Source organism: Brevibacterium sp. 1718 (assembly GCF_051131255.1).
GTDB lineage: Bacteria > Actinomycetota > Actinomycetes > Actinomycetales > Brevibacteriaceae > Brevibacterium > Brevibacterium sediminis.
In genome coordinates this window covers 1,339,648-1,354,307 of the sequence record NZ_CP186550.1, presented here as the reverse complement: position 1 = coordinate 1,354,307, position 14,660 = coordinate 1,339,648, and the positions used below count along the sequence as shown (strand labels likewise).

The following is a 14,660-nucleotide window of genomic DNA, read 5'->3' as shown; positions in this document are numbered from 1 at the left end:
CCACCGAGACCCCTCCCACACTACCTGACGGCGGCGCAGCAACCTGGCGCGAGGTTGCTGCGCCGCCGTCAGGTAGTTCTGGGGCGCGGGTGGACAGGTTCGTCAGTATTCGATGACGACGCGGCCGTCGATCTTGCCGTGTTCCATCTCGTCGAAGATCGCGTTGATGTCCTCGAGCGGTCGCTTCGTGAACGTCGGGTGGATCTTGCCGGCGGCATAGAATTCCAACGCCTCGACCATGTCCTGTCGGGTGCCGACGATCGAACCTCGGATCGTCAGGCCCTTGAGCACGATGTCGAAGATCGGTGCCGGGAAGTCACCGGGCGGCAGTCCGTTGAAGACGATGGTGCCGCCTCGGCGAGTCATTCCGATCGCCTGACCGAACGCCGCGGGGTGGACGGCGGTGACGAGGACTCCGTGTGAGCCGCCGATCTTGTCCTGGATGATCTCGGCCGGATCCTCGGCGAAGGCGTTGACAGTGATTTCGGCACCGTGCTTCTTCGCCAGCGCCAGCTTGTCGTCGGCGACATCGACGGCGACGACGCGCATGCCCATAGCGACGGCGTACTGGACGGCGATGTGTCCGAGTCCGCCGATTCCGGAGATGACGACCCATTGGCCCGGCTGAACCTCGGTGCGTTTGAGTCCCTTGTACACAGTGACGCCGGCGCAGAGGACCGGGGCGATCTCATAGGGATCGGCACCGTCGGGGATGATGGCGGCGAACTTCGTGTCGACGAGCATGTACTCGCCGAAGGAGCCGTCGACGCCGTAGCCGCCGTTGACCTGGGATTCGCAGAGGGTCTCCCATCCCTGACGGCAGTGCTCACAGGTCCCGCATGCGGTCCACAGCCAAGCGTTGCCGACCATCTGTCCGACCTCGACATCGGTGACGCCCTCGCCGACCTTTTCGACGATGCCGACTCCTTCGTGTCCCGGGATGAGCGGCACCTTCGGTTTGACCGGCCAATCACCATGGGCGGCGTGGAGATCGGTGTGACAGACGCCGGAGGCGACGAGCTTGACCAACGCCTGCCCCGGGCCGGGGTCGGGAATCGCATTGTCCCCGACGACGAGTTCCTGGCCGAAACCCTCGACTACTGCAGCTTTCATTGCGGACATCATTCTCTCCTTTGTGATGATGGTTCACGAAGCGATGCGGGGTTTGAATTTGAGGTGGAAGAACTACCCGACGGCGGCCCAGCTACCTGGCGCGAGGTTGCTGCGCCGCCGTCGGGTAGCAACTCGGGTCAGAAGAAGCCTTGGGCGTTCTCCGAGTAGCTGACCAGCAGGTTCTTCGTCTGCTGGTAGTGGTCGAGCATCATCTTGTGGTTCTCGCGTCCGATGCCCGAAGCCTTGTACCCACCGAAGGCCGCATGGGCCGGGTAGGCGTGGTAATTGTTCACCCACACACGCCCGGCCTGGATCTCACGACCGGCCCGGTAGGCGGTGTTGCCGTCGCGCGACCAGACTCCGGCACCGAGGCCGTAGAGCGTGTCATTGGCCGTGGCCAACGCGTCGCCGTAGTCGGAGAACGTCGCGACCGAGACGACGGGCCCGAAGATCTCCTCCTGGAAGATGCGCATCTTGTTCGTGCCTTTGAAGATCGTCGGCTGCACGTAGAAACCGCCGGCCAGATCCCCGTCGAGCTCGGCCCTGCCGCCACCGGTGAGCACCTCGGCGCCTTCCTGACGGCCGATGTCGAGGTAGGACATGATCTTCTCGAACTGGTCGTTCGAGGCCTGGGCGCCCATCATCGTGTCCGTGTCGAGGGGGTTGCCCTGGACGATCTTCTTCGTCCTGGCCACGACCTTCTCGAGGAAGGGATCGGCGATCGATTCCTGGATGAGCGCACGCGACGGGCAGGTGCAGACCTCACCCTGGTTGAGGGCGAACATCGTGAAGCCCTCCTGGGCCTTGTCCGCGTACGAGTCGTCCTTGGCCAAAACATCCTCGAAGAAGATGTTCGGCGACTTTCCGCCGAGTTCAAGGGTGACCGGGATGATGTTCTGCGAGGCGTACTGCATGATCAGGCGACCGGTCGTCGTCTCCCCGGTGAACGCGATCTTCGAGATCCGCTTGTTCGACGCCAGCGGCTTGCCGGCTTCGAGACCGAAGCCGTTGACGACGTTGAGCACGCCCTCGGGCAGCAGGTCGGCGATGAGTTCGACGAGGACGAGGATCGACGCCGGAGTCTGCTCGGCGGGCTTGAGCACGATCGCATTGCCCGCGGCCAGCGCCGGAGCGATCTTCCACACGCCCATGAGGATCGGGAAGTTCCAGGGAATGATCTGACCGACCACGCCGAGCGGCTCGTGGAAGTGATACGCCACCGTGTCCTCGTCGATCTGCGAGAGTCCGCCCTCCTGCGCCCTGATCGCTCCGGCGAAGTAGCGGAAGTGGTCGACTGCCAGCGGCAGGTCGGCGTTGAGGGGTTCGCGGATCGCCTTGCCGTTGTCCCAGGTCTCGGCGACGGCGAGCGTCTCGAGGTTCTCCTCGATGCGATCGGCGATCCGATTGAGGATGTTGGCCCGTTCGGCCACCGCCGTTTTGCCCCATGCCGGAGCCGCCTTGTGCGCGGCGTCGAGAGCGAGTTCGATATCCTCGGCGGTGCTGGCCGGGACCTCCGTGAAGGTCTTGCCGGTGACCGGACTGGGATTCTCGAAATAGTTGCCCTTGACCGGCGGCACCCACTGACCGCCGATGAAGTTCTCGTAGCGGGACTTGAACGTGACGAGCGACCCGTTCTGACCAGGCTGTGCGTAGACAGTCATTGCAACTCCTTTGATGCGTCTGATTCCACCGGATTGTCTCCGTGTGACGACGACGCTACCGAGCGCAACGTTGCATGTGGGTTGCATCATATCGCCGAGGCGGTCGAACCGTCCCGCACGCCGAACCGCGATGGGTTCGCCGAGTTCAGAGACCCAACGCCTCCAGACGCACGACCGCGGCGTTGCGTTCGGCAGCCTCGGGCGGGGCCAGACGCAGCACGGTCATGAGGACTTCGACGTCGTCACGGAAGTCCGGGAGATCTGCAAACCGCCACAGCTGCTGCCAGGTTCCGTCCTGCAGCAGGGTCTCGCGCATGAGTGCGTTGACTTCCGCTCCGATCTCCCGCACTCCCGGAGCATCGGAGTCCGGCAGGACGGTTCCGATGAACTGTTCGAGGGCCGAATCCGCGTCACCGTTGGCCAGTGCCTGAACGGTTCGCTCAAGATCCGAATCGACGTCCCCGCGAAGTCGATAGGGGCGCGCGTCGATGCGCAGATCGCCGAGGCTGTCGATCGTTCTGCGCAGACGATTGATCTCCGCCCGGACCGTGACTTCGCTGCCGCCGACCGTCCACAGCCGCTCCACCAGCCCGGCTCCGCTGATGCCGTCGGGAAACCGGTGCAGCAGAAGCAGGATCTCGGCGTGCCTGCGGGTCAGCGGAATCCGGGTGCCGTTCGGGCCTTCCAGGGCGGGGCTGGGACCGAGCACGGTGAGTCTGGTTCCGGCCGCCTCGGTGTCGGTGTGCATCTGCTGCGGGGTGAAGAGCTGGGACAGCTGGGCACCTGCGGCTTTGGCTGTCGAGGACAGCAGCGGCAGCACGATGGAGGACACGGCGTCGTCTCCCCCAGTGACATCGATGATGCCGATGACCTGCCCGGTCAGAGGGTGGGTGACGGGGACCGCGCTGCAGCTCCAGGAATGGACGTCGGGGGCGAAATGCTCGGCGCGGCTGACCTGCACCGGACGGCCCGAGTGCAGGGCCAGCGCCGGGGCGGAAGTGCCCATGACCTCTTCGGACCAGTCCGAGCCGGAGACGAATCCCATGGCTTCGGCGCGGTTCCGGACGCCTCGCTCCCCCTCGACCCAGAGCAATCGCCCCTGTTCGTCGCCGAGGGCGGCGAGCAGACCGGCATCCTTGGCGGGTTCGATGAGGTGGGATCGCAGCAGCGGCATGATCGCGTGGAAAGGATGGCGCCGGCGCACCTCGGCGAGGCGATCGGCTTCGAACGGGACTTGGACCTCCACGCTGTCGGGGTCGCGCAACCGGGCAAGAGACCGGTCCCAGGATTCCAACACCGAGGCGCGCACACCAGGCCCCGACGATGTTGCAGGGAGGAGAGGATCCGGTGGCCCGGCCAGACGCTCATGTGCGCGGCGAACGGCACGCTGATAGGTGTCTTCGAGCAGCAGCGTCGAATCCATGGCGGACGGTCCACCTCCATCGGCGGGTGTCGGAAGAGAGCCTCAACTGCTCATAATCTAATCGCGAACCCGTCCGTGGACAAGAGCCCGTCCACTCCCCGAACTACCTGACGGCGGCCCAGCAACCTCGCGCGAGGTTGCTGGGCCGCCGTCAGGTAGTAATTGGGAAAGAGAGAGGGCGGGAAGCGAACGAATCGCTTCCCGCCCTCTGCCGGTGCATCGATCAGATCAGATGCGCAGACCCGAGTGGTCGACCGGAACGGCTGGGCCGTTCGAGGTCGTGATCGTGGCCTTGCTGATGTAGCGGCCCTTCGAGGAGGACGGCTTCAGACGCAGGATCTCTTCGATCGCAGCATCGAAGTTCTCCTGCAGAGCTTCCTCGGAGAAGGAGACCTTTCCGATGATGAAGTGCAGGTTCGAGTGCTTGTCGACGCGGAATTCGATCTTTCCGCCCTTGATGTCGTTGACGGCCTTGGCGACATCCATGGTCACGGTGCCGGTCTTCGGGTTCGGCATCAGGCCACGGGGACCCAGCACCTTACCGAGACGACCGACCTTGCCCATCATGTCGGGGGTCGCAACAGCGGCATCGAAGTCGGTGAACCCTCCGGCCACCTTCTCCAGCAGGTCATCGGAGCCGACGTAGTCAGCACCTGCTTCACGGGCAGCTTCTGCACGGTCGCCGGCAGCGAACACCAGGACCCGAGCGGTCTTACCGGTACCATGCGGAAGGTTGACGGTGCCGCGCACCATCTGATCCGCCTTGCGGGGGTCAACACCCAGGCGGAGAGCGACCTCGACCGTGGCGTCGTACTTCGCCACGTTGGTCTCTTTGGCCAGGGCGATCGCCTGAGCCGGTTCGTAGTTCACATCTGCGGCGATCTTCTCAGCCGCGGCCTGATAGGCCTTCGAACGCTTTGCCATCTGCTTTACTCCTTGCAGTCGTGGTGTGGGCTGCGTGGGCCCTGCCACTGTGTGGGGTGAGGTCTCAGACCTCGATGTCGGTGGTGATGCCCATGGAACGCGCGGTTCCGGCGACGATGCGGTCGGCCTGATCCAGGGTGTTGGCGTTCAGGTCGGGCATCTTCGTGGTGGCGATCTCGCGCACCTGGTCGGCGCTCAGGTGAGCGACCTTGACGGTGTGCGGAGTAGCCGAACCCGACTTCACTCCGGCGGCCTTCTTGATCAGCTCGGCAGCCGGCGGGGTCTTGAGCACGAAGTCGAACGAACGATCTTCGTACACGGTGATCTCGACGGGAACGATGTTTCCGCGCTGGGATTCTGTGGCGGCGTTGTAGGCCTTGCAGAATTCCATGATGTTGACGCCGTGCTGGGCAAGCGCCGGACCGATCGGAGGAGCCGGGTTAGCGGCACCTGCCTGAATCTGGAGCTTGACGAGGCCGGCTACCTTTTTCTTGGGAGGCATGTACGGTCCTTAATCTTGAGGTTTCGATGTGCCAGACATATACAGCACATTGTTCGACAGCGGCCTTCCGATAAGGGCCGCAATCAAACCACACCAGTATTCCATGCGCGCCCACCTGCGGGCAAATGCTCGTGAGGGGCATCACCCGATCATTCCCTCGCCGAGGCGGGACAGCGTCGCCGGCTGATGTGACCGCCTCGGTGCGACCGCCTCGGCGCCGTCGTTCAAGCGCGGGCCCGGATATCGCCCCGTAGACGGTTCGACAACTGCGCTCAGCCTTGATCGACACAATCCCTTCCCCAACGACACAATCCCCTCGCCGAGGCGGCCGAGCCAGTGAACGCGGGAACGCCGAAGGGGCCCGGAGAATTCCGGGCCCCTTCGGTCACGATCGCGTCGAGGCGATCAGTGAAACTATGCGGCGATCAGAGCTTCGAGACCTGGTCGAAGCCGAGTTCGACGGGAACATCGCGTTCGAAGATCGACAGCAGCACGGTGAGCTTCTGCGATTCCGGACGGATTTCCTGGATCGTCGCGGGGTGGCCCTCGAAGGAGCCCTCCTTGACGAGCACGGACTCGCCGACCTCGAACTCCACCTCGGTGATGGGCGCGGACTTCGCAGCGGCTTCGGCGGCGGGGCCTTCGGCAGCGGCGGCTTCGGCCTGGCGCTCTTCGAAGATCGGGGCGAGCATCGAGAAGACCTCGTCGATCGACAGCGGAGTCGGGTCGTATGCGTTGCCCACGAATCCGGTGACACCCGGAGTGTGGCGCACGGCGCCCCACGACTCGTCGGTCAGTTCCATGCGCACGAGCACGTAGCCGGGGATGCGCACACGACGGACCTGCTTGCGCTGTCCGTTCTTGATCTCGACGACGTCTTCCATCGGCACCTGCGACTCGAAGATGAACTCTTCGAGGTTGAGGCTGACGGTGCGGTTCTCGAGGTTCTGCTTCACGCGGTTCTCGTAGCCTGCATAGGAGTGGATGACGTACCAGTCACCCTCCTGCATGCGCAGCTCGGCCTTGAATTCTTCGGCCGGGTCGACCTCGTCGGCGGCGGCGACGTCTTCGGCAGCATCGTCCTGCTCGCCGTCGGCTTCGTCAGCGGAATCGGCTTCGTCAGCGGAGTCGGCAGCTTCTGCGGAGTCAGCGTCAGCGGACTCGACGGGGGCGGTCGCCTCGGCGTCGATGGCCGCCTCTTCGGTTTCGGGCACCACAGCGGCACCCGACTCCTCGGGAGTGACGTCCTGGGTCTCAGGGGTCTCCTGCTCAGGTGAGTTGGTATCCGACACCGATCAATTCCTCGCTTCGCGTTTTGTGATTCCCGGTAGGGAGTGAAGTTTGAGCTTGGGGTGGTTCACGGCTGAGGCCGTATCACCACAGGGGCCACAGCGGAGTTCCGCCGAACACCCAGCCGACGAGCTTGCCGAAGACCAGGTCGAGGCCCGTGACGAGAAGCATCATGAACAGAATGAAGCCCAGCACGACGAGCGTGTAGTTGAGCAGCTGCTTCCGGGTCGGAGTGACGACCTTCTTGAGCTCTGCCACCACTTCGCGGAAGAACTGCAGGATTCGTCCGAAGAATCCGAGCTTCTTTGGACCGGAGGCACTGTTGGGTGCGCTGCCAGTCTGCTTTGCCGGTGTGTCGCTCACACATCCTCACTCGGTCGGTTTCGTTTGGCTTCACAATTGTTCGTGCCGGTCGAGGACGGCGCCTGGCCGATGAGACTTCGGCAGAGTCAACTGCGCAGGGGTGACAGGACTCGAACCTGCAACCTACGGTTTTGGAGACCGTTGCGCTACCAATTGCGCCACACCCCTCTGATCGGACTTGAGCGATCGTGTCGATCCCTGTGGTGTCCGACCACGAGAAACGAGCATACCGTGCTCGACCGTTATTCGTCGAACCGAGTGCCGAAGCAATGTCTCGAACGTGTCGACGCTCACTCACCCATCGACTCATCGACAGGCGGCTGGCCCACGAGGGGCCTGGGTTCGGGGAATCTCACCCAGGGGTCGATCTGCACCTGTCTGTCGGGTGTGACGGTGATGATCTGCACGTCGATGGGGCGCTTCGTCCCATTGTCGACGCGGATGATGCTCAGTTCCGCGTTCATCTTCAGCGGTCCCGGTGTCAGGGCGTTCGCCAGTGCGCCCCCGGTCGTCGAGCTGACGTAGCGGGTTCCCGAACCGAAGTTCTCCGGTCCGACCCGTCGGTGCCAGTGTCCGCTGAGAGCGTAGTCGGCGCAGCCCGAGCGCAGGCTCGGTCCGCCGACGGCGGGATCGTGGATGAGCATGATGTCGAAATCGGCCCGGCAGGCTTCGTCTCGCAGCCGCTGCGCGTACTGGTCGGCGGTGAGGTCGGTCTCCAGCTGCGGACCGGACCCGAACACGGTCCGGCGCGGGTCGGCGGCACCGAAGAAGGTCACCCCTGCCATCTCTGCGCTGGAGTCCTCGAGCACGTTCCACCCGCGCGCCCTCGCGTGCCGCGTCGTTTCCATGGAATCGTGGTTGCCTTTGACGATCATGCGCGGCAGCTTCTCCGGCAATTCGTCGTCGACGACGTCGAGGCAGTAGTTCTCGGCCGAGGTGCCCGTCATGGAGATGTCTCCGCCGTCGATATAGGCATCGGCCCGACTCATCTCCGCCACCGCACCGACGACGCGGGCCATTCCGATATTGCAGTGTATATCGGAGCCGTAGACGAACGTGGACACACCCTTCTGCCCTTCGCCCTCGCCGCCGTCGGCAGCGGGTGCGCCGACTCCGGCAGTCGGGACGAGTCCCCGATCGGTCCAGTTCCCGGTGATCGGGCGGTCGTTCCATTGCGCCCGCAGGGCTGCGAGTACCTCGTCGTAGAAGGCGTCGTTGTCGTCGGCGAAGTCCTGCACCGCACCGAATGCGGTGTCGATGATGCCGCCGAGGCGGCCCGTGACCTGGGATCCGGCCAGTGGCGTGCCCTCGAATGCCGGATCGGCCGCGATCGGCTTCGGACGATTGAGAACGACGGCGCCCAGTCCGGTGAGCACGAGCACGAGCACCAGTCCGATGGCGAGGAGTTCCTTGCCGACGAAGGCGCGGATGATGGTGTCGACCCGGGCGGGCCCGAGGAAGAGGGCCAGACCGACGAGTCCCCCGGTGATGATGCACACTGCCAGCGCCCATCGCGTGAGGATCTCCTGGCTGAGTCCGTAGATGACCTGGTCGATCTGCGCCTGCGGGGCCGAGAACAGCGACGCGTAGGAGGCGATGTCGCCGCCGAGGGCGTCGATGGTTCCCCCGCCGGGGTCCGCCACCTCCGCGGGATCGGCCGCAGGTCGCTCGTCGTCACCGGAATCACCCGATACGGGGATCTCTCCGATGTCGACGTGCAGTCCCAGGCCGAGAGGGATGACATCCTCGGTGGGGACGAGCAGTCTGCCCAGGGGGCCGAAGTCGACGGTGAGTCGGGAATCCGCGGTGATCCGGTACTGCGCCTCATGCGGGCCGAAGGTGAGATCGGCGCGCGAGGTGAACAGCGCCCAGGGCAGGGTCACAAGCGCAACCGCAGTCAGGGTGATGACGAGTGCGGTGATTCTCCGTCGTGATGACACGGCCACCAGTCTAAGGACGTTTCCCGTCGTCGATGGAGCAGCCGATGAAGGTCGGTTCGGGTTCGAGGGTGATGCCGAAGGCGTCCTCGACGCCGGCGACGACGGTCGACGCGAGATCGATCACATCGGCCGTGCTCGCGTGTCCCCGATTCGTCAGCGCCAGGGTGTGCTTGGTCGACAGCGACGCCAGTCCCGCACCGAGGCTGAAGCCCTTGGAGAACCCCGCATGCTCGATCAGCCAGGCCGCTGAGGTCTTCGTCTTCCCTTCGATCTTCGCTCCGCTGAGCGGGTCGGTCACCGGGTAGCGAGGAGCTTCGGCGGGCAGGATCTCGGCGTTCTCGACGATGGGGTTGGTGAAGAAGGATCCCGCCGACCAGGAGTCGTGATCGGCTGGGTCGAGGACCATGCCCTTCGACCTGCGCAGCGCAATGACGTTCTCGCGCACTCGTGCGGCCGGGACGCGGCTGCCGATCTCGACGTCGAGGGACGATGCGAGCTGGGCGTAGCGCACGGGCAGCGACTCGTCGCTGCGCTGGAGGTCGAAGGTCACCGAGAGCACGACGTACTGCGGGGTTCCGGCCGCGATCTGGGCGCGCTTGAGCGCCGAGGTGCGGTAGCCGAATTCGAGTTCGACTGCGGTGAGGTGGCGGATCTGACCGGACACCCGGTCGAAGACCTCGACGGAGGAGATGAGCTCGCCGACCTCCGTGCCGTAGGCGCCGACGTTCTGGATCGGGGTCGCACCGACCGACCCGGGGATCCCGGACAGTGCTTCGAGCCCGGACAGCCCCAGGTCGAGGGTGTGGGCGACGAAGGCGTCCCAGTCCTCCCCCGCCTCGGCGGTGACCCGGGTGTCGGTCGTCGTGGTCTGGGTCGTCTCCACTCCGGTGGTTCGGACCACGCAGACGGCACCGTCGAATCCGGCATCGGCGATGAGCAGATTCGATCCGCCGCCGATGAACAAGACGCGGGACCGTTCCTGACCGTTGAGTTCGAGCGGGTGGGCGGCGCAGAAATCGAGCAGTTCGTCTCGGGTGTTCGCAACCGTGACCTGCGGGGCCGGTCCGCCGAGGCGGAAGGTGGTGAAGCCGGAGAGTTCCTGCGGGTGGGCTTCGGTCACGCCGAGATCCGAACCTGCGTGCGGCTGAGGACATCTGCCTCGCCGGACTTCACGGAGATGTCGATGCGGGCCGTGCCGACGGCAGGGTCGACGGCGCCGACGGTGGCGGTGAGCTTGAGCGAGGTCGTCGGGGTGGCCGGTGATCCGGAATCGGCATCGGGGACGACGACGGGGGCGGAGAAGCGGGTCCGGTAGTCGACGATCGCACCCGGGTCGCCGAGCCATTCGGCCACCGGAGCGATGACCGCCGCCATCGAGAGCATCCCGTGGGCGATGACATCGTCGAGGCCGACTTCGCGGGCAAAACGTTCGTTCCAGTGGATCGGATTGTGATCGCCCGAGGCTGCGGCATAGTCGACGAGGGAGGCACGCGACAGTGGGATCTCCGATTCCACGACGGTGTCTCCGATGGTCAGTGTGGAGAAGTCGATGGCGCTCATTCTCCGTCTCCTCTCACGACGATGGTCGAGGTCACGGTGACGACGGGCTGCTCCGCGACATCGGTGATCTCGGTGCGGGTGGTGATCATGGCGTTGCTGCCGGCGGCCCGGACTCCGTCGACGTGAGTGACGGCGGACAGGGAGTCACCTGCGACGATGGGACGGTTGAACGAGAACTGTTCGGAGCCGTGGACGACCTTCGAGAAGTCGATGCCCGATTCCGGGTCGGAGATATAGGCGGCTTCCGATTTCTGCGCGATGATCACGGCGAAGGTGGTCGGGGCGACGACGTCGCGGTAGCCCAGCGCGGTGGCCGCCTCGGCGTCGAAATGGTAATCGGCCTTCGCTCCGGTGGCGAGCGCGAAATCCGCGATCGCCTCCCTGGAGACCTCATAGGGCTGAGGCAGGGAGAACGTGGCCCCCTGCTTCTCCGTATTCACCGGCATATGCGCTCTCTCTTCCACTGGGGTCGGTATCGACACCAGCCTAAAGCACGGCCTCAGGATGAGGCTCACCGGCGAAGAGATGAGGCTCACCGGCGAAGAATTGATCGCGCGTTCGTATCCGGTTCACACAATTCCTGCACCATCGGGCTCATGGCTTCGAAACTGGTATATGTTGTCCACATCACATTTGGTAAGGAGTAGTGCGATGACGAACGAATCCCCCAGCGCTGACCCGAAGAGTCCCGAGGCACAGACGGTGACGCCCGGCGCACGAGTCAAAGACGCAGTCGCGGTCCCCTCACCGCACACACCTGGCCCCGGCGCCCCCGCTGCGCCTGCACCAGCAGCCGGCGGTTCTGATCCGGCACCGGCACCCGCCGACGTCGACCCGCCGCAGGTCGAAGTGGCGGTGGCCACCGACGCCGCCTACGCCGGCAAAGAAGCCGACAGAGTTCAGCTGCGTCGACCGCTGCGCAACGTCTCCGAGGTCCGGCACTTCTTCCGCACGAATCAGACCCCGATCTTCTTCGTCGGAGCCACTCCGTTCAACCTGCTCGGTCTCGACCGGTGGGTGCGCAACTTCTCGTACATCACCTACTACGACGGCTGGGACGGCGGACATCCGCGTGTCTTCTCCCCGCGCTACAAGCCCTATGTCGAGTTCGAATCAGGTGAGGCGATCAACAACTGGCTGCTGCTCAACGCCGAGGTGCGCGCCCATATGACGCGCAACGTCCCCCATGGTGAGCGGGTCAAGGTCGCGATGGTCTTCTTCGACGAGGAGACCGAGCGGATCTGCCGAGAGCTCGGCTACGACCTCATCCTGCCGTCGGCAGCCCTGCGCAATCAGCTCGATTCGAAGATCGAGACGACGAAACTCGGCAATGAGGCCGGTGCGTTCTCCGTCCCGAACGTGCTGACCACTGCCGACACCTATGAAGAGCTCAATGAGCGGGCCGCCGAGGCGGGGCTGGGCACGGATCTCGTCGTGCAGACTCCGTATGGCGATTCCGGGAAGACGACGTTCTTCATCTCCGATGCCTCGGGCTGGGAGGCGCACAAGGACGACATCATCGGCGAGCAGCTAAAAGTGATGAAGCGGATCAACAACACTCCGGTCGCCGTCGAGGCGGTCATCACCTCCAGCGGTGTCGTCGTCGGTCCGTATCTGACAGAGCTGGCCGGCTTCGCCGAGCTCACCCCGCACAAGGGCGGCTGGTGCGGCAACGAGATGAAACCCGATGTCCTCAACGCAGAGCAGCGGGCGCAGACCCGTGAGCTCGTGCGCAAGATGGGCGAAGGCCTGCGCAAACGCGGCTATCGCGGGTTCTTCGAAGTCGATGTCCTCGTCGATCTCGACAACGACGACTGCTACCTCGGTGAGCTCAATCCGCGCATCTCCGGGGCCTCGGCGATCACGAACGTCACGGCAGGCGCCTATGCCGATGTGCCCCTGTTCCTGTTCCACCTGCTCGAATATCTCGACGTCGAATTCGATCTCGATGTCACCGAGATCAATGAGCGGTGGGAGGAACTCTCCGGCGCCGACGAGTGGAGCCAGATGATCATCAAGGAGACGGCTCCGATCACCGAGTACATCACGCATTCCCCGCTGACCGGTCAGTACTATCTCGACCAGTACGGGACGCTGACGTACAAACGTGCGGCACTCGACTGGCACCCCCTGCAGAACGGCAGCGAGGTGTTCTTCCTGCGTATCTTCGGGGCCGGGGACTACCGGTGGAAGGGCGCGGACCTCGGAGTCCTGGTGACGAAGAATCCGCTGCAGACGAACGTCGGCGGACCCGATGCGCTGAGCATCCGGGCCAAGCACTTCATCGATTCGATCAGGGCGATGTACGCCGGAGTTCCGGTCGTCGCCGACGATCCGTCGCCGGCCCTCGGCGGACCCGGAGCCAAAGGCGACTGAGCCCGGCGCCGCTCCCTTGGACGCGAAGGGCAGATATACGCGAAGCGCGGAGCCGCCTCGGTGATAATCTCAACACGACCCGAGGCGGCTCCCAGCTGCCGTCCGCGGAGCCGTTCCGCGGACAGACCAATGCGAGAATCAGAGGTGAAGAGTGATCGAACCGTCACCGGACCAGACCGCGGCCACTCCCCCGGCGGACCAGCCCGTGGCCCCATCGGCTCCCGTCGATCCGGCGGCCGGAATCGACCGGGACAACTGGCAGGATCCCGACAATGTGCGCTGGTCGTTCCAGAACGTCGCATGGGTCCTTCCCACGACGCCGATCTCCCGGGGCACCGGTCCTGTGGCCGAGCTGCCCGCCGATCCACAGGATCTCGGCGAGGTCGAGGTTCCCGCGACGGAGTACTCGGAGGCCCGCAGCGTCCGCAGCGTCATCGAATCCACCGACACGGATGCCTGGATGCTCATGCACAACGGGACCGTGCTCACCGAGGAGTACTTCGGGGAGATGACCGCGTCGACCGAGCATCTGCTCATGTCGGTGTCCAAATCGCTCGTCGGCACTGTCGCCGGGGTGCTCGCCGGTTCGGGTGACCTCGACCCTAACCGCCTCGTCACCGATTATGTGCCCGAACTCGCCGAGTCCGGCTATGCGGGGGCGACCGTGCGCCATGTCCTCGATATGCGGTCGGGCATCCGCTTCTCCGAGGACTACCTCGACCCGAAGTCCGAGGTCCGGCAGATCGAAGAGTCGATCGGCTGGTCCGAGGCGAAGCGGGAGAACCCGGGCATCGGCATGTACGAGTTCCTCACCACCCTGGAGGCGAAGTCCGAGCACGGCGGGGTCTTCGAATACCGGTCGTGCGAGACCGATGTGCTCGGATGGGTGTGCGAGAAGATCGCCGGTGAGAGTATGCAGTCGCTCATGTCGCGGGTGCTGTGGTCTCGGATCGGCGCCGAACAGGACGCGATCATCGCCACCGACCAGTACGGGGTCGGGATGTTCGACGGCGGAATCAACACCACTCTGCGCGATCTCGCCCGATTCGGCTACGTCTACACCAACCGCGGGCAGTCGCTGACCGGACAGCAGGTGGCGCCGACGACGTGGATCGGCGATACGCTGACCACCTCCGAGGATGTGCGTCAGGCGTTTGCCGATGGGCCCGGGGACAATCGGATGCCGGGCGGGGCGTATCACAACCAGTTCTGGTTCCCGTTCCCCGATTCTCATGCGTTCCTCGCCCTCGGCATCCACGGGCAGATGATCTATGTGAACCCGGGTGCCAATGTCCTCGGCGTCAAGCTCTCGAGCTGGGGGCTGCCGCAGGACGCTACGAAGCTGTTCCCGACGATCCGCGCATTCGAGGCTCTCGCGAAGGCCGTCAACTCCCCCGCCGCGGAATAGCCGGAGCCGGTCGCCGTGGAGCGGGCCGGATCCGGCTCCCTCCCGCCACCGGACCCGGGGCCATCTCCCGGTGCGGATGTGCCCGAATCGCCACAGGTGT

General features: G+C 64.8%; 13 protein-coding genes and 1 tRNA gene. 2 read left to right on the top strand and 12 right to left on the bottom strand.

Annotated elements, in window-relative coordinates; translation table 11 throughout:
- Nucleotides 1-102: 102 nt before the first annotated feature.
- The 12 genes from adhP to ACOZ9V_RS05885 form a co-directional block, all read right to left on the bottom strand.
- Entirely contained in the window at nucleotides 103-1,122 is a 1,020-nt protein-coding gene (adhP, locus tag ACOZ9V_RS05940; RefSeq protein WP_139468571.1) for an alcohol dehydrogenase AdhP, read from the bottom strand.
- A 128-nt stretch (nucleotides 1,123-1,250) separates the two neighbouring features.
- Nucleotides 1,251-2,774 carry an acetaldehyde dehydrogenase ExaC gene (exaC, locus tag ACOZ9V_RS05935; protein ID WP_181271787.1) on the bottom strand — a complete coding sequence of 508 codons (1,524 nt, stop codon included), beginning with the start codon at nucleotides 2,772-2,774 and terminating at the stop codon, nucleotides 1,251-1,253.
- Between the two features lie 145 nt (nucleotides 2,775-2,919).
- Entirely contained in the window at nucleotides 2,920-4,197 is a 1,278-nt protein-coding gene (locus ACOZ9V_RS05930; RefSeq protein WP_434594441.1) for a GAF domain-containing protein, read from the bottom strand.
- Between the two features lie 228 nt (nucleotides 4,198-4,425).
- Nucleotides 4,426-5,121, bottom strand: coding sequence for a 50S ribosomal protein L1 (gene rplA, locus ACOZ9V_RS05925; RefSeq protein WP_101555448.1), 696 nt, complete (start codon nucleotides 5,119-5,121; stop codon nucleotides 4,426-4,428).
- A 64-nt stretch (nucleotides 5,122-5,185) separates the two neighbouring features.
- Nucleotides 5,186-5,623, bottom strand: a complete 438-nt coding sequence (gene rplK, locus ACOZ9V_RS05920) for a 50S ribosomal protein L11 (RefSeq protein WP_025776636.1) — start codon at nucleotides 5,621-5,623, stop codon at nucleotides 5,186-5,188.
- 425 nt (nucleotides 5,624-6,048) lie between these two features.
- Nucleotides 6,049-6,915: a transcription termination/antitermination protein NusG gene (gene nusG / locus ACOZ9V_RS05915; RefSeq protein ID WP_139468574.1), complete on the bottom strand. Its 867-nt coding sequence runs from the start codon at nucleotides 6,913-6,915 to the stop codon at nucleotides 6,049-6,051.
- Nucleotides 6,916-6,997: 82 nt separating this feature from the next.
- Nucleotides 6,998-7,276 (bottom strand): preprotein translocase subunit SecE, encoded by a 279-nt coding sequence (gene secE / locus ACOZ9V_RS05910; RefSeq protein WP_101547325.1) that lies wholly within the window; start codon nucleotides 7,274-7,276, stop codon nucleotides 6,998-7,000.
- Between the two features lie 95 nt (nucleotides 7,277-7,371).
- Nucleotides 7,372-7,444, bottom strand: a tRNA-Trp gene (locus ACOZ9V_RS05905).
- Between the two features lie 122 nt (nucleotides 7,445-7,566).
- Complete coding sequence (locus ACOZ9V_RS05900; RefSeq protein WP_434594438.1) at nucleotides 7,567-9,216, bottom strand: metallophosphoesterase family protein; 1,650 nt, start codon at nucleotides 9,214-9,216, stop codon at nucleotides 7,567-7,569.
- 10 nt (nucleotides 9,217-9,226) lie between these two features.
- Nucleotides 9,227-10,336, bottom strand: coding sequence for a UDP-N-acetylmuramate dehydrogenase (locus tag ACOZ9V_RS05895; RefSeq protein ID WP_139468575.1), 1,110 nt, complete (start codon nucleotides 10,334-10,336; stop codon nucleotides 9,227-9,229).
- A complete protein-coding gene (locus ACOZ9V_RS05890) occupies nucleotides 10,333-10,776 on the bottom strand; it encodes a MaoC/PaaZ C-terminal domain-containing protein (protein ID WP_139907283.1) in 444 nt (147 codons plus the stop codon). The genes ACOZ9V_RS05895 and ACOZ9V_RS05890 overlap by 4 nt, the downstream gene beginning before the upstream one ends.
- Nucleotides 10,773-11,222, bottom strand: a complete 450-nt coding sequence (locus tag ACOZ9V_RS05885; protein ID WP_434594435.1) for an FAS1-like dehydratase domain-containing protein — start codon at nucleotides 11,220-11,222, stop codon at nucleotides 10,773-10,775. The genes ACOZ9V_RS05890 and ACOZ9V_RS05885 overlap by 4 nt, the downstream gene beginning before the upstream one ends.
- Before the next feature lie 205 nt (nucleotides 11,223-11,427).
- Between ACOZ9V_RS05885 and ACOZ9V_RS05880 the strand changes: the two genes are divergently transcribed.
- Together ACOZ9V_RS05880 and ACOZ9V_RS05875 are read left to right on the top strand one after the other, a co-directional pair.
- Nucleotides 11,428-13,152, top strand: a complete 1,725-nt coding sequence (locus ACOZ9V_RS05880; RefSeq protein ID WP_434594433.1) for a biotin carboxylase — start codon at nucleotides 11,428-11,430, stop codon at nucleotides 13,150-13,152.
- A 151-nt stretch (nucleotides 13,153-13,303) separates the two neighbouring features.
- Nucleotides 13,304-14,560 (top strand): serine hydrolase domain-containing protein, encoded by a 1,257-nt coding sequence (locus ACOZ9V_RS05875; protein WP_434594430.1) that lies wholly within the window; start codon nucleotides 13,304-13,306, stop codon nucleotides 14,558-14,560.
- Nucleotides 14,561-14,660: the final 100 nt, after the last annotated feature.

What these genes read in the sequence shown, in the direction of transcription:
- adhP (WP_139468571.1), bottom strand. Translation starts at nt 1,122, where the DNA reads ATGTCCGCAATGAAAGCTGCAGTAGTCGAGGGTTTCGGCCAGGAACTC.
- exaC (WP_181271787.1), bottom strand. Translation starts at nt 2,774, where the DNA reads ATGACTGTCTACGCACAGCCTGGTCAGAACGGGTCGCTCGTCACGTTC.
- ACOZ9V_RS05930 (WP_434594441.1), bottom strand. Translation starts at nt 4,197, where the DNA reads ATGGATTCGACGCTGCTGCTCGAAGACACCTATCAGCGTGCCGTTCGC.
- rplA (WP_101555448.1), bottom strand. Translation starts at nt 5,121, where the DNA reads ATGGCAAAGCGTTCGAAGGCCTATCAGGCCGCGGCTGAGAAGATCGCC.
- rplK (WP_025776636.1), bottom strand. Translation starts at nt 5,623, where the DNA reads ATGCCTCCCAAGAAAAAGGTAGCCGGCCTCGTCAAGCTCCAGATTCAG.
- ACOZ9V_RS05890 (WP_139907283.1), bottom strand. Translation starts at nt 10,776, where the DNA reads ATGAGCGCCATCGACTTCTCCACACTGACCATCGGAGACACCGTCGTG.
- ACOZ9V_RS05885 (WP_434594435.1), bottom strand. Translation starts at nt 11,222, where the DNA reads ATGCCGGTGAATACGGAGAAGCAGGGGGCCACGTTCTCCCTGCCTCAG.
- ACOZ9V_RS05880 (WP_434594433.1), top strand. Translation starts at nt 11,428, where the DNA reads ATGACGAACGAATCCCCCAGCGCTGACCCGAAGAGTCCCGAGGCACAG.